The organism is Nitrospirota bacterium, assembly GCA_040757595.1.
In the GTDB taxonomy this organism is placed as follows: Bacteria; Nitrospirota; Nitrospiria; order Nitrospirales; family Nitrospiraceae; genus JBFLWP01.
This window is the reverse complement of record JBFLWP010000006.1, coordinates 146,900-159,421: the sequence shown is the minus strand read 5'-3', so window position 1 is coordinate 159,421 and position 12,522 is coordinate 146,900. Positions and strand designations below refer to the sequence as shown.

General features: G+C 64.5%; 13 protein-coding genes. 1 reads left to right on the top strand and 12 read right to left on the bottom strand.

Going from position 1 to position 12,522, the window contains the following annotated elements; all coding sequences use genetic code 11:
- Positions 1-275: 275 nt before the first annotated feature.
- The 9 genes from ychF to AB1411_07935 all read right to left on the bottom strand — a co-directional run bounded on the left by ychF (position 276) and on the right by AB1411_07935 (position 10,149).
- On the bottom strand, positions 276-1,367 hold the full coding sequence (ychF, locus tag AB1411_07975) for a redox-regulated ATPase YchF (protein MEW6543534.1): 1,092 nt from the start codon (positions 1,365-1,367) through the stop codon (positions 276-278).
- 78 nt (positions 1,368-1,445) lie between these two features.
- On the bottom strand, positions 1,446-2,039 hold the full coding sequence (gene pth, locus AB1411_07970; GenBank protein ID MEW6543533.1) for an aminoacyl-tRNA hydrolase: 594 nt from the start codon (positions 2,037-2,039) through the stop codon (positions 1,446-1,448).
- 2 nt (positions 2,040-2,041) lie between these two features.
- Complete coding sequence (locus AB1411_07965; GenBank protein MEW6543532.1) at positions 2,042-2,815, bottom strand: 50S ribosomal protein L25; 774 nt, start codon at positions 2,813-2,815, stop codon at positions 2,042-2,044.
- Between the two features lie 62 nt (positions 2,816-2,877).
- Complete coding sequence (locus tag AB1411_07960; GenBank protein ID MEW6543531.1) at positions 2,878-3,819, bottom strand: ribose-phosphate pyrophosphokinase; 942 nt, start codon at positions 3,817-3,819, stop codon at positions 2,878-2,880.
- A gap of 113 nt (positions 3,820-3,932) precedes the next feature.
- Entirely contained in the window at positions 3,933-4,904 is a 972-nt protein-coding gene (ispE, locus tag AB1411_07955) for a 4-(cytidine 5'-diphospho)-2-C-methyl-D-erythritol kinase (GenBank protein ID MEW6543530.1), read from the bottom strand.
- A gap of 78 nt (positions 4,905-4,982) precedes the next feature.
- A complete protein-coding gene (locus AB1411_07950; GenBank protein MEW6543529.1) occupies positions 4,983-6,362 on the bottom strand; it encodes a sigma-54 dependent transcriptional regulator in 1,380 nt (459 codons plus the stop codon).
- The gene (locus tag AB1411_07945) at positions 6,347-8,056 is read right to left on the bottom strand and encodes an ATP-binding protein (protein MEW6543528.1); all 1,710 of its coding nucleotides are present in this window, start codon (positions 8,054-8,056) and stop codon (positions 6,347-6,349) included. Before AB1411_07945 ends, AB1411_07950 begins: the two co-directional genes overlap by 16 nt.
- 79 nt (positions 8,057-8,135) lie before the next feature.
- Entirely contained in the window at positions 8,136-9,356 is a 1,221-nt protein-coding gene (locus AB1411_07940; GenBank protein MEW6543527.1) for a type II secretion system F family protein, read from the bottom strand.
- Between the two features lie 256 nt (positions 9,357-9,612).
- Positions 9,613-10,149, bottom strand: a complete 537-nt coding sequence (locus tag AB1411_07935) for a CDP-alcohol phosphatidyltransferase family protein (protein MEW6543526.1) — start codon at positions 10,147-10,149, stop codon at positions 9,613-9,615.
- Positions 10,150-10,332: 183 nt separating this feature from the next.
- Between AB1411_07935 and AB1411_07930 the strand changes: the two genes are divergently transcribed.
- A complete protein-coding gene (locus tag AB1411_07930) occupies positions 10,333-10,647 on the top strand; it encodes a hypothetical protein (GenBank protein MEW6543525.1) in 315 nt (104 codons plus the stop codon).
- Positions 10,648-10,681: 34 nt separating this feature from the next.
- Here AB1411_07930 and AB1411_07925 read toward each other — a convergent pair whose 3' ends face one another.
- The 3 genes from AB1411_07925 to AB1411_07915 all read right to left on the bottom strand — a co-directional run bounded on the left by AB1411_07925 (position 10,682) and on the right by AB1411_07915 (position 12,337).
- Positions 10,682-10,900, bottom strand: coding sequence for a DUF2283 domain-containing protein (locus tag AB1411_07925; protein MEW6543524.1), 219 nt, complete (start codon positions 10,898-10,900; stop codon positions 10,682-10,684).
- Between the two features lie 139 nt (positions 10,901-11,039).
- Positions 11,040-11,651 carry a hypothetical protein gene (locus tag AB1411_07920; GenBank protein ID MEW6543523.1) on the bottom strand — a complete coding sequence of 204 codons (612 nt, stop codon included), beginning with the start codon at positions 11,649-11,651 and terminating at the stop codon, positions 11,040-11,042.
- 2 nt (positions 11,652-11,653) lie between these two features.
- Positions 11,654-12,337 carry a phosphoribosyltransferase family protein gene (locus AB1411_07915; GenBank protein ID MEW6543522.1) on the bottom strand — a complete coding sequence of 228 codons (684 nt, stop codon included), beginning with the start codon at positions 12,335-12,337 and terminating at the stop codon, positions 11,654-11,656.
- Positions 12,338-12,522: the final 185 nt, after the last annotated feature.

Sequence of the window (12,522 nt, the reverse complement as noted above, 5' to 3'; positions counted from 1 at the left end):
GGTGAGCGACGGACGGACGATGAAGATAGACTCGTAGAGCGACATGCGGTTCTCCTCCTGGACCATAATGGGCCCCGGAACCTGGTCCGGAGCGAGGGATCAGCATCGCCGAAGGCGATGCAAAGCGTTGGACCCTACCACAGCCCGAAACGCCGTGTCAAACCGAAGATCCTCGGGGTACAATCCTTTACGGGCTGCTCAAAACGGCCAGCCAACGAGGCCGCAGGGAGACAGGCGACCGAGAACGAAGTTGGGGGATCGTTTTCAGCAGCCTGCTAGACGTTGAAGCGGAAGTAGACGATGTCGCCTTCTTTGACGACGTAATCCCGTCCTTCGAGCCGGAACAGCCCCTTCTCCTTCACCTTCGCCTCCGACCCGCAGGCGATCAGGTCGTCGTAATGGTAGACCTCGGCGCGGATGAAGCCCCGCTCCATGTCCGAATGGATCTTGCCCGCCGCCTGGGCGGCCTTCGTCCCCTCCCGGATCGGCCAGGCCCTCGACTCCGTCTCGCCGGCCGTGAAGAAGGTGATGAGCGAGAGCAGCCGGTAGGCCTCCCTGGTCAAGCGGACCAGCCCCGATTCTTCGAGCCCCAGTCCCTTGAGATACTCCTCCCGCTCGGACTCCGGCAGGGTGGAAAGCTCCGCCTCCAGTTGCCCGCAGATCGTCACGAGCCGCGCCCCCTTCTTCCCCGCCTGCTCGCGCACGACCTGGACCAACGGATCGTGCTCCTGCGTCTTCTCCGCCACGTTGGCCACGAACAGCACGGGCTTGGCCGAGAGCAACTGGCATTCGTTGAGGATCACCCGTTCCTCGGCCGAGAACGTCTGGCCGCCCAGCCACTCGCCTTTGTTCAAGAGCTCGATCAGCTTCTGGAGAAAGACCAGCTCCTTCCCCGCAGGGGCGTCGCCGGACTTCGCCTTCTTCTCGACCCGCTGCTTGCGGCGATCCAGGGTCTCCAGATCGGCCAGCATGAGCTCCGTTTCGATCGCCTCGATGTCCCGCAGAGGGTTCACCCCGCCCGAGACGTGAACGACGTCCTCGTCCTGGAAACAGCGGACGACGTGCAGCAGGGCGTCCACCTCGCGGATCTGGGCGAGAAACTGGTTGCCGAGCCCTTCACCCTTGCTGGCCCCCTCCACGAGCCCGGCGATGTCCCGCACCTCCAGCGTGCTCGGCGTCTTCTTCTTGGAACGGAAGATCTCGACCAGCTTGTTCAGGCGCGGGTCGGGGACCGACGCGATCCCCACGTTGGTGTCCACGGTGGAGAAGGGATAGTTGGCCGCGACCGCGCCGGCGCCGACCAGCGCGTTGAACACGGTGGTCTTGCCGACGTTCGGAAGCCCGATCATGCCGCAGCAGAGGGCCATCGTCACCGTGATGGGTGACGAGTGACGCGTGATGGGTGGAACAGAGGCTTGCCTTTCTCACTCATCACAGATCGCCCGTCACTCCTCACCCTCCTGTTGATTCCGCACGTTGAACCGGTTCATCGCCGCGTCCACGCCCTCGGTCACCCAGCACTGCAGCGCATCCACGGCCTGCTCCTCCGCCGGCTCGATCACGGCGAGCTCGTTCGGCGTGAACGGCAAGAGCACGTAGTCGGCCGGGTCCAGGCCCGGGGCCGGTCGCCCGATGCCGACCTTCAACCGGCAGAAGGCGTCGGTTCCCAAGGCTTCGATGATCGAGAGGACGCCGTTGTGACCGCCGGCTCCGCCCCGCGGTCTGATGCGGAGACGGCCCACGGGAAGGTCCAGATCGTCGTGCACGACGAGGAGCTGCTCGGGCGGGAGTCCCAGATCAGCCAGCAGGGCCTTGACGGCCGAGCCGGAGTCGTTCATCCAGGTGAGGGGAACGGCCAGCGTGACGTCCGTCCTGGCCTCGGGAGGTCCGATCTGGCCGGCTCCGCGGTGAGCCGGGCCGTTCGGCCTGAGCCGGACCGACCAGCGGCCTGCGGCCCGCTCCAGCACCCGGCGGCCGACGTTGTGGCGCGTTCGAACGTACCGCTCGCCGGGATTGCCGAGCCCCACTACCAGACGCAAGGCTACTTCTTCTTCTCTTCCTTGGCCTCTTTCTTCTCGGGCTTGGCGGCGGCCGCCGGCTCCTTCTTCTCGGCCTTCTCGCCCGCCTTGGCCTCGGCGGCAGGGGCCGCCTGCTCAGCCCCCTCCACAACTTCTTCCTTCCCCTTCCCGATGACCTCCGGCTCCTTGCCCTCGGCCACCGCGCCGCTGGTCAAGAGGGCCTCCAGCTTGGCCTCGGAGATCGGCGCCGCCACGCTGACCACCATCTGGTCGGGATCGTCCAGGAACCGGACGCCCTCGATGCGGGCGATCTCCCGGATGTGAATCCCCTGCCCGATGGCCAGGCTCGACGCATCCACCTGGACGGAGTCCGGCAGCGCCGACGGCAGGCACTCCACGTGCAGCTCGCGGAGATTGTGGTGGAGCACCCCGCCTTCCTTGACCCCGGCCGGGGTGTCGCCGATCACGTTGACCGGCACCTTGACCCGGATCACCTTGTTCATCGAAATCTCGAACAGGTCCAGGTGGAGCAGCTCCCCCGTCACCGGATCGACCTGATAGTCGCGCAGCAGCGCGGTCCGGTTCCGCTTGGCCCCGCCCGCCACGTTCAACGTGATGAGCGCCGTGGTGCCGACGTGGGCCCGGAGGATCTTGACCACCTCTTCCGGGTCGATGGTCAGCAGGAGGCACTCCCCCTCCCCGTAGAGCACGGCCGGGACCTTGCCGCTCCGCCGGAGCTGCCGCGCGGCCCCCTTGCCGGCCTTCTCCCTCACCTCCGCAGACATCTCGAACTTCATGGTTCCCCCATGCAGCTCGCAGCAAACAGCCGACAGCCATCAGCCGTTCGCGAGCCGCTGTTTTACGCGAACAGTGAACTGACCGATTCTTCCTCGTGGATCCTGGTGATCGCCTCGCCCAGCAGCGGCGCCACCGAGAGGACCCGCAGCTTGGGGCACTGGAGCTCTTTGCCGTTCAACGGGATCGTGTTGGTCACGACCACCTCGGTCAAACAGGACGACTGCAGCCGCTCGAGCGCCGGCCCGGAGAGGACCGGGTGCGTGCAGCCGGCCCAGACCATGCGCGCGCCCTTCTCCGCGCAGGCCTGCGCCCCTTGCACGATCGTGCCCGCCGTGTCGATCATGTCGTCCAGCAGCAGGGCGCTGCGCCCCTCCACGTCGCCGATGATGTTCATGACCTGGGCGTTGTTCGGCCCCTCCCGCCGCTTGTCGATGATCGCCAGTTGGGCCTGGAGGCGCTTGGCGAAGGCCCGCGCCCGCTCCACCCCGCCGGCGTCCGGGGAGACCACGACCAGGTCCCCCGATCCCTTCCTCTGGATGTAATCGAGCAGCACCGGCGTCGCGTACAGATGGTCCACCGGAATGTTGAAGAACCCCTGGATTTGCCCCGCATGCAGATCCATCGTCAACACGCGGTCGGCTCCCGCGGTCGTGATCAGGTCCGCCATGAGCTTGGCCGTAATGGGCACCCGCGGCTGGTCTTTCCGGTCCTGCCGGGCGTACCCGAAATAGGGAATGACCGCCGTGATCCGGTAGGCGGAGGACCGCTTCAGCGCGTCGATCATGATGAGCAGCTCCATGATCGACGTGTTCACCGGCGGGCAGCAGGACTGCAGCAGGAACACGTCCGAGCCGCGGACGTTCTCCTCGATCTTGACCCGGATTTCTCCGTCGCTGAAGGAGGCCACGGTCGCCTCCCCCAGGGGGATCCCCAAATGGTTGCAAATCTCCTTGGCCAGCGCGGGGTTCGAGTTGCCGGTGAACAGCTTCAGTTCTTTGCGCATACGCCCCTCCACCAGGCCGCGCAGGCAGGTCTGTAGACCTGCTCTCGGCCGGCCCCTCTTACGTGGACGGTTGCAACGGGAGCGGGTACTCTATCGGAAAAAACCGCAGGCTGTCAACCGACGGATGGAGGGAGAGAGACCGGCCAGCCGGTCCCTGTCAAAGGGAGGGGTGGCTGCCCGCTGACGATCGGCGAGACCACGCCGCCGGTCCGGGCCACATAGGCACGCCGACCGCCGACCCGTCCGACGAGCCGGCAAGCCCGGGCCGCAGACGGCTCGTCCCCGAACACCCCGAAGACCGTGGCCCCGCTGCCCGACAGGAGCGCCGCCTGCGCCCCCTGGCCGAGCAACTCCCGCTTGAGCTCGCTCAGGGCCGGATGCGCGGGGGCAAGCGGCTCCTCGAAGTCGTTCTCCATCAAGGGAATGACCTCTTCCCACGACAGCGAGGGTTGCGCGATCAGACCGGTCAGCCGGTCGGACAGGGGCCGGACGCCTGTGCGCGCTCCCGCCAGGCGGCCATAGGCCCAGCCGGTCTCGATCGGAAAGCCGGGGTTCACCAGCACGATCCACCGTTCGCCGGTCAGGACGACCGGCGTCACCTCCTCGCCCCGGCCCCGCACCAGCGCGCTCGGCGCGAAGAAAAAGAAGGGCACGTCGCTGCCGACGGCCTGGCTGAGGTCCGCCATCTCCTTCACGGACCAGCCGAGCCCGAGGAGGAGGTTCAGCCCGACGATCGTCGCGGCGGCGTCGCTGCTGCCCCCGCCCAAGCCGCCGCCCGAAGGGATCCGCTTGCCGATCCGCATCTCGAGCCCGACGGCCCGGCCTCCGGTCAGTCCCGCCCGCTCCAGCACCGCGAGAGCCGCCCGAGACACCAGGTTGCGGCCGTCCGTCGGGATGGCCGGATCGTCGCAGGCCACCCTCAGGCCGGCCGAGCTCCGGTCCAGCCGGATGCACAACTCGTCCTCCAGCGCGACCGTCTGCATCAGCGACCAGAGGTTGTGGTAGCCGTCCGGCCGGCGGTCCAGGACCCGCAGGATCAGATTGACCTTGGCCGGCGTCCGGACCTGTATTTCGTCATTCCTCATCCGTCACCCGCTCTTTGTATCTCGTCGCTCGTGAAGCGTCGTTCGTAAGGCGGTTTCTTTCTCCACGCTTCACGCTTCTCAATCCCGTCCGCCTTTGATCGCGTACTTCTCCAGCCGGTAGCGGAACGAGCGGGTGTTCAGGTGCAGCAGCCGGGCCGCCTTCTTCTTGACCCACTTGGCCCGCTCCAGCGCCTTGAGGAGCAGCTCCTTTTCGATCCGGCTGATGAGCTCCTCCAGATCCAGGCCGTCCGGCGGCAGATCGGTCGGACTGTTCTGGGCCTGCGCGATCGGCCTGTGCAGCCAGATCCCGATGTCCTGCTCCGTGATCTGCGGCCCTGCGGACAGGGCCACGACCCGCTCGATCAGGTTCTCCAGCTCGCGCACGTTGCCCCGCCACTCGTGATCGATCAACAGACGCATCGCCTCCTGCGTCACCGACGGCACCGGTTTGCCGCTGGTTCGCGCAAACCGATCGAGAAAATGCCCGACCAGCAGCGGGATGTCCCCGCTCCGCATGCGGAGCGGGGGCAGGTGGATCGGGATGACGTCCAGACGATAGTAGAGGTCCTCGCGGAAGGCGCCCTCGGCCACGGCTTTCTCCAGGTCCCGGTTCGTCGCGGCGATGATCCGCACGTCCACCTTGACGTCCTTGGTGCCGCCGACCCGCCGGAACTCCCGCTCCTGGATCACGCGCAGGAGCTTGACCTGCGTGGCCGGCGTGGTCTCGCCGATCTCATCCAGGAAGATGGTTCCGCCGTTGGCCACCTCGAACAGACCGGCCTTGTTCGAGACCGCGCCCGTGAACGCCCCCTTCATGTGCCCGAACAGCTCGCTTTCCAGCAACGGCTCCGGCAACGCGCTGCAGTTCACGGTGACGAACGGCATGCGGCTGCGCGAGCTGTTGTAGTGGATGGCGCGGGCGACCAGCTCCTTCCCGGTGCCGCTCTCCCCGCAGATCAGCACGTTGCTCTTGCTGTCGGCGACCTTGCGCACCAGATCGAAGACCTTCTGCATCGCCTCGCTCTGCCCGACGATCTGGGCGAACGAGGACTGGCTGGCCATCTCCCGCTTGAGCAGCATGTTCTCCGTGGAGAGCCGGCGCTTCTCCAAGGCGTTGCGGATGATGAGCTGGACCTCGTCGATTTGGAACGGCTTGGAGAGGTAGTCGTAGGCCCCGCGCTTCATGGCCTCGACCGCGGTCTCGGTGGACGCGAAGGCCGTGATGACCAGCACCACCGTGTCGGGCGAGGCCTCCTTGACCGCCTTGAGCACCTCCATGCCGCCCACCTTGGGCATCTTCAGGTCGGTGATCACGAGGTCGAAGATCTCCTTGTCGAGCTGGGCGATCGCCTCCTCGCCGTCGGCCGCCACCGTCACCCCGTACCCGGCCCGCTTGAGCATGATGCTCAGGACGTCGCGCATGCTCTGCTCGTCGTCAACGATCAGGATCTTTTCCACGGCTCCCGACTCCATGGTTCACGGCCTTCGCGCCAGAGGCGCGGACCGGCCTCGGCGGCCACGGGCAGGCAGACCACGAAGCGCGATCCCTTGCCCACCTGACTTTCCACGCGAATCCACCCGCCGTGCAGATCCACGATGCGATGCACCGCCGCCAGCCCCAGCCCCGACCCACCCTTCTTGGTCGTGAAGAACGGCAGGAAGATCTTGTCCAGGGCCTCCTTCTTGATCCCCTCGCCCGTGTCCTGGAACGTGACCTCGACCACGTCGCCGCTGCGCCCGCCCGTCTTCACCCGCCGGCGGCCGGTCGAGATCGCCAACTGGCCGCCCCCGGGCATCGCCTCGAACGCGTTCGTCGCCAGGTTCCAGAACACCTGCTTGACCTGATCCGCATCCACCTGCGCGAGCAGCCGTCCGGGCGCGGGCTTCGTCGCCAGCGCGATGTCCTTCCGGGACTCGGCCTCGTGCCGGATCAAGTCCAGCGTCTCGGCGAGCACCTCGTTGAGGTCGCACTCCTTCAGGTTCAGCGCCGGCGGCCGGGCATAGAGCAGGAACTCGGTGATGATCGAGTCCAGGCGGGTGGCCTCGCGAACGGCGATGTCCATCAGGCGCGCGTTGGTCTCGTCCAGATTCACGTCGCGACGGAGCATCTGCATCGCGCCGGCGAGCGCCGCCAGCGGGTTGCGGATCTCGTGCGCCATGCCGGCCGACATCTCGCCGAGCGTCGCCAGCCACTCCTTGCGTCGCATCTCCTCTTCCAGCTCGCGGATCTGGGTCAGATCCTTGAAGACCCCGACCAGGCCGGTGCGCACGCCCCCCTCGGTCAGCGGCGCGAGCGTCATGCCGAGCACCAGATGGCTGCCGTCCGCCTTCTTCCCCTCGGCCTCGAACCGGTAGGGTTCGCCCAGCGCCCCCGGGTCCTCCGCGAACAGGTCGCGCTGCTGCCAGTTGAAGACTTCCCACCAGGGCCGCCCCAGCACGTCCGGCAAGAGGTAGCCGGTGGCCTCCTGCGCCGCACGGTTGAAGGACGTGATGCGGCCGGCCGCGTCAGTCGTGAACACCCCGCTGCTGATGCTCTCCACGATGTTCTGGTGGAACGCCCGCAGTTGGCTCAGCCCCTGCTCCTTCTCGATCAACGACTGGTCCGCCCGACGCAACTGCTCGGCCAGCGCGCCGCTCAACAGCCCGATGGCGACCAGGGCCAGACCGTGGAGGCTGAAGGTATGAAAGGTCTCCGCGACCGAGAGGCGGCTGTGGGGCAGCCAGCCCTCGGCGTCCAGCAGCCCGTAGAGTTGGATGTTGGTGACCAGCCCGAACAGGATCACGGAGACCCCGGCCGTGACCAGCACGCCCCGACGTCGGAAGATCAAGCCGGACAGCGTGACCGTGATCACGTACAGCACCGAAAAGGGACTCTCGATCCCGCCGGTCCGCGCGACCAAGAAGGTCTCCAGCAGAAGGTCCATGCCGAGCTGGAAGGACGCAAACTGGATGAGGGCGGCCGGTTCCGAGAGGTACCGGAGCGTGACCGCATAGGCGATCGTGATCGCGTAGGTGAAGACGATCAGGGCGTAGAAACTGAGGACGAGCTCGCCCTTGACCACCTGGAAGGCGAGCGAGAGCCCGAGCAGCAGCGTCACGACGACGACGCGCAGGCCCATCAGCCAGTGGAGCTTGCGCCTCAAGGTGTCCATCGCCAGCGCGCCTCGTATCTCGTGAAGCGTATCTCGTTCGGACGCTTCACGCTTCACCCTTCACGCCTGATGGCGTTTCTCAGCCGACGGCCGAGGCCATCTTGAAGATCGGCAGGTACATCGCGATCACGATGAACCCGATCACGACGCCGAGGAACACCATCATCATCGGCTCCAGGAGCGAGGTCAGGGCGGCCACGGCCGCGTCCACTTCTTCCTCGTAGAAGTCGGCGATCTTGCCCAGCATCGCGTCCAGCGCGCCGGTCGATTCGCCCACCGAGATCATGTGGGTGACCATCTTCGGGAAGACGTCGCTCTTGGACAGGGGATCGGCGACTGTTTTCCCCTCGCTGATGCTCTGCCGCGCTCCGAGGATCACTTCCTCGACGATCTTGTTGCCCGCCGTCTTGGCCGTGATCGACAGCCCCTCCAGGATCGGCACCCCGCTCGTGATCAGCGTGCCCAGGGTCCTGGTGAACTGCGCGACCGCCGCCTTGCGGATCAGATCCCCGACGACCGGGAGCTTGAGGAACAGCTTGTCCATCGCCCGCCGGCCCTTCGGAGTCTGGTAGTAGCGCTTGATCCCGTACGCCATCGCCCCGGCCGCGACCGTCATGTAGAGGAAGTTGGACTGCATGAAGTTGCTCATGTCGATGACCAACTGGGTGGGGCCGGGCAGGCCCGCCTTGCCTCCGGACATCTCCGCGAACATCTTCGCGAAGATCGGGATCACGTAGACCATCAGCACGGCGATCACGATCACGGCCACGCCCAGGATGGCGGCCGGATAGATCATCGCCGACTTGATCCGGCTCTTGAGCTTCATGGCCTTCTCGATGTGGATGGCCAAGCGGCCCAGGATCGTGTCCAGCAGACCGCCGACCTCGCCGGCGTGGACCATGTTCACGTAGAGCTCGTCGAAGACCTTGGGATGCTTCTTCATCGCGTCGGCCAGCGTGGACCCGCTCTCCACGTCCACGCGGACTTCCCCGATGGTCTTGCCGAAGTTCTTGTTCTCGGACTGGGTCGAGAGGATCTCCAGGCACTGGAGGAGCGGCAGGCCGGAGTTGACCATCGTGGCGAACTGGCGGGTGAAGACGACGATGTCCTTGTCGGTTACTCCGCCGCCGAAGCTCAGGTTCGCGAGCCCGCCCGCCTTGGCCGCCTTTTCCTGGATGCTGGTGACGACGACGTTCTGCCCGCGCAACTGCGCGACGGCGTCGTCGCGGGTCCTGGCGGTCACTTCCCCCTTCTTGACCGTCCCCTGCCTGGTCCTGCCGACGTAGGCAAACGTGGCCACCAACAACCTCGAACGGTAAGCGCCCCGCGATCAGCCGTCAGTTTCCGGCTGAGAACGGCGAGGGCTGAGACGCCTTGCGGCTGGTCCGTGCGGCAACAATCTCAACAGTCCAACCTGTTTCCCGACGATGCTGACCGCTGACGGTTGAGCACTGAGAGCTATTTTCTACGTAGTTCCAGGAGGTTAGGCGTTATCGGGAGCACTGGCGAAGTCTACTGGAGGGGGGGGAGGTTGTCAACTTAACCCGCGGATCGCGTCAGGCTTCTCCGGCGCTGACGTGCATGTAGCCGCGGTACAGATAATGGAAGCCGGAGAGCACCGTGAGCGCCACCATCAGGTAGAGCACCGGCTGGATCAGGGCCAGGTCCATGCGGCGGGAAGTGAGCAGGACCACCAGAACGAGGTAGGAAAGCTGGAAGAGGGTGGTGCCCTTGCCCAGCACGGTGGGGGAGATGTCCACCCGCGATTCGGTGAGCCGGGCCAGCAGCGTGCCCGTCATCAGGATCATGTCCCGGCTCACGACCAGGATCGCGATCCATGAGGGGACGAGGTGCAGCACCGCGAGCGTCATGAACCCGGTGGTCAGCAGGAGCTTGTCGGCCAGAGGATCCAGGTAGGCGCCCAGCTTGGTCCGTTGGTTCGCCACCCGCGCGATCGTCCCGTCCAGACTGTCGGTGAGCCCCGCAAGGAGGAGGACCGCCAGCGCAGAGCCGTAGCGCTCGTAGATCAGGAAGCCGACGAACACGGGGATCAGGAGGATGCGGAGGATAGTCAGGCTGTTGGGGATGTTCATGAGGTTGCGCGGGAAGCCGGTTCCCGCTCCGGGTGTCGCACTGAGCAAACAGAATATAGAAAGCGCCCCGCGGCTTGTCAACAACGGGCCCCTCCATCCGATGGTTGAACTCGGCCGGCAGGCCGACTATAATCCCTCCGCTTTCAGGCGACTAACACTCGTGGACCTGGCACGGAGGCACCGGTGAGTTCCCTTCCGCTGACCTTGAAGAAAGAAGGGCTGATCGAGCGGCACCAGATCGAGGGCACCGACCCCAGCGACCGCTATTTCAACCGGTCCGTCCTCGTGAACCGGGTCGCCCAGGGCTACGCCGCGAAGGTCATGTACGAGGCCCTGACGGTCGAGGGGCAGACGCAGCCTACGATCGGTGCGGCGGTCAAGAGCGTGGTGGACAAGCTGCGCGACCTGGGGTTCCGGCGGATGCGGACCCGTCCCAACTTCAAAGGCAAGCGGTACCTGGCCGAAAAGGAAACCTGGACCGACTACCCGGACGAGTGATGCCCCGATTGCAGGGGCGACACGCAGTGTCAAGTTAGGCGGAAATAGTCTGCACAATCAGCGGCAGCTTGCTGAGCGTAAGCTGTTTCAACTCGACCTTTCGGCTCGCATTGTCGATGTCGATCCCCACGAGATTGTCCCCGGCATCGTAATCCAGAACGACACCTTCAGAAATCTCCCGGCTCTCGACACTCGGCCGCTCGGAAAGGTCAATGTACAGCGAATCCGTGTCGGGATAATAGTTGAGCTTCATGGCTTGAACCCTCTGTCTGGAAACGCGTTGTGAATCGTAAACCGACCCACCTTCAGCCTAACGTTTGAGTCAGGGGCTGCCGCTACCTGGCCGAAAAGAAAACAAGGACTGACTATCCAGACGCGAAACGGCCTGCCGCTCAGCTGCGGCTGCGCGTGTTAGCTGTACGTCGTTTCTTTAGCTGAGGCCGACTGGAATGCAAAGACCCGCGACCGTCAAATGCAGCGGCTTTTTGGGCAGCGGCAGCACCGAAGAAGAGGTCTTGCTGACCGCCCACGTCTGCCGTTGATGCTATACCTAGCTTGCGGAGATCGTCTGGCGACCTCAGGCTGATGAGGCGGTGCGCCGGTCCAAGATGTACCGTCACTGGTTTCCCCCGCGTCAACAGACTGCGGACGTTAGCCAGTGTTCCACGGCTTTTCCCATCCCAAAGCATGAAGCCATAAGAAGCATCGTTGGCCATCTGCGCGTCTTTTACGGAATAGAGATCAAAGCCACGGGCTCCCCTTGGTGCATCCACGGAGCAGACCTTCCAATGCCCAACATTGTTGCGAAGCATTCCTGTGACTGCATAAACCACGACTCGTTCGTACCCTCGATCCGCCAGGTGCTGTTGGAGCGCGCGATCGGCGCCATTCGCATCGCCGACGAATATCCATAGGCCACGATTAAGGAATTCATCAAGCTTTGACCGAATGCTCTCGTTTAGGTGAGCGATCCGACGCGACCCACCGAGGAAAACCGCTTCCATGGTCAACTCCGAGCCCGAGTCAGCGCCAATGCAAAGACTGCAGTGGCACCCCCTGCTTCCTTTAGAAGACGTGCGATTGCATTGAGTGTAGCACCAGTCTGATAGAGATCATCAAGAAGCAGAATGCGCCGACCTTGCAAGGCATCGCCCTGGATGGAATGTGCTCCCCCAACCAGAGCAAGACGTTTCGCATAATCGACGTTCTTGAGTTCTGGTGTCGCTTTGGACTTCTGTACACTTGTCTTGTCCACCGGACGACTCAGAAGCTTTCCGAGTTCGTCGGCGATCTGGAATAGCGGCTGAACCGATCGAGTTTTGCTGGGCGGAGTGGGAACGATCACATCAATGTCCAGATTCCACTTGCGGACGAAGTCACATGCGGCCTGTGCGATCGGCACTATAACAGACTGATCGCCTTTGTACTTGAGTCTGTAGAGCATCTCGCCGAGTTCTGTCCGAGTGCTTTCAAACTGAGGGTGGCCGTACTCGTTGTAGCCGACAAACTCGCTGCTGCAGATGTGGAGGTCGAGGGTATAGCCGTCGTCCCAAGAGCCACTCATTCGCTTCGGGTTCAGATGCATCGTGTATTCTCGATTTGCGCCACTCAAGTGCTGAGTATACCGACCGGCATAGTACGCTTGAACAGACTGCGAGCTTGGATGGAATTTTTGCGCGTATTTAATCACATGTCAACGCCCTCCACAGCATATGGCCGGAATGTCATAGCCGCTCTCGCATGTACAGCCCGATCCGAGCAACGGGGACCGGCTGACAAGCGGTCGGTCCCCGTTGTCACCCCATTTTTTAAGCCCGGAACGGTTGTGCGCTGAGCGGGTGGTGTGGCGAGCAGGACCCCGTCGCCCGCAGCGGA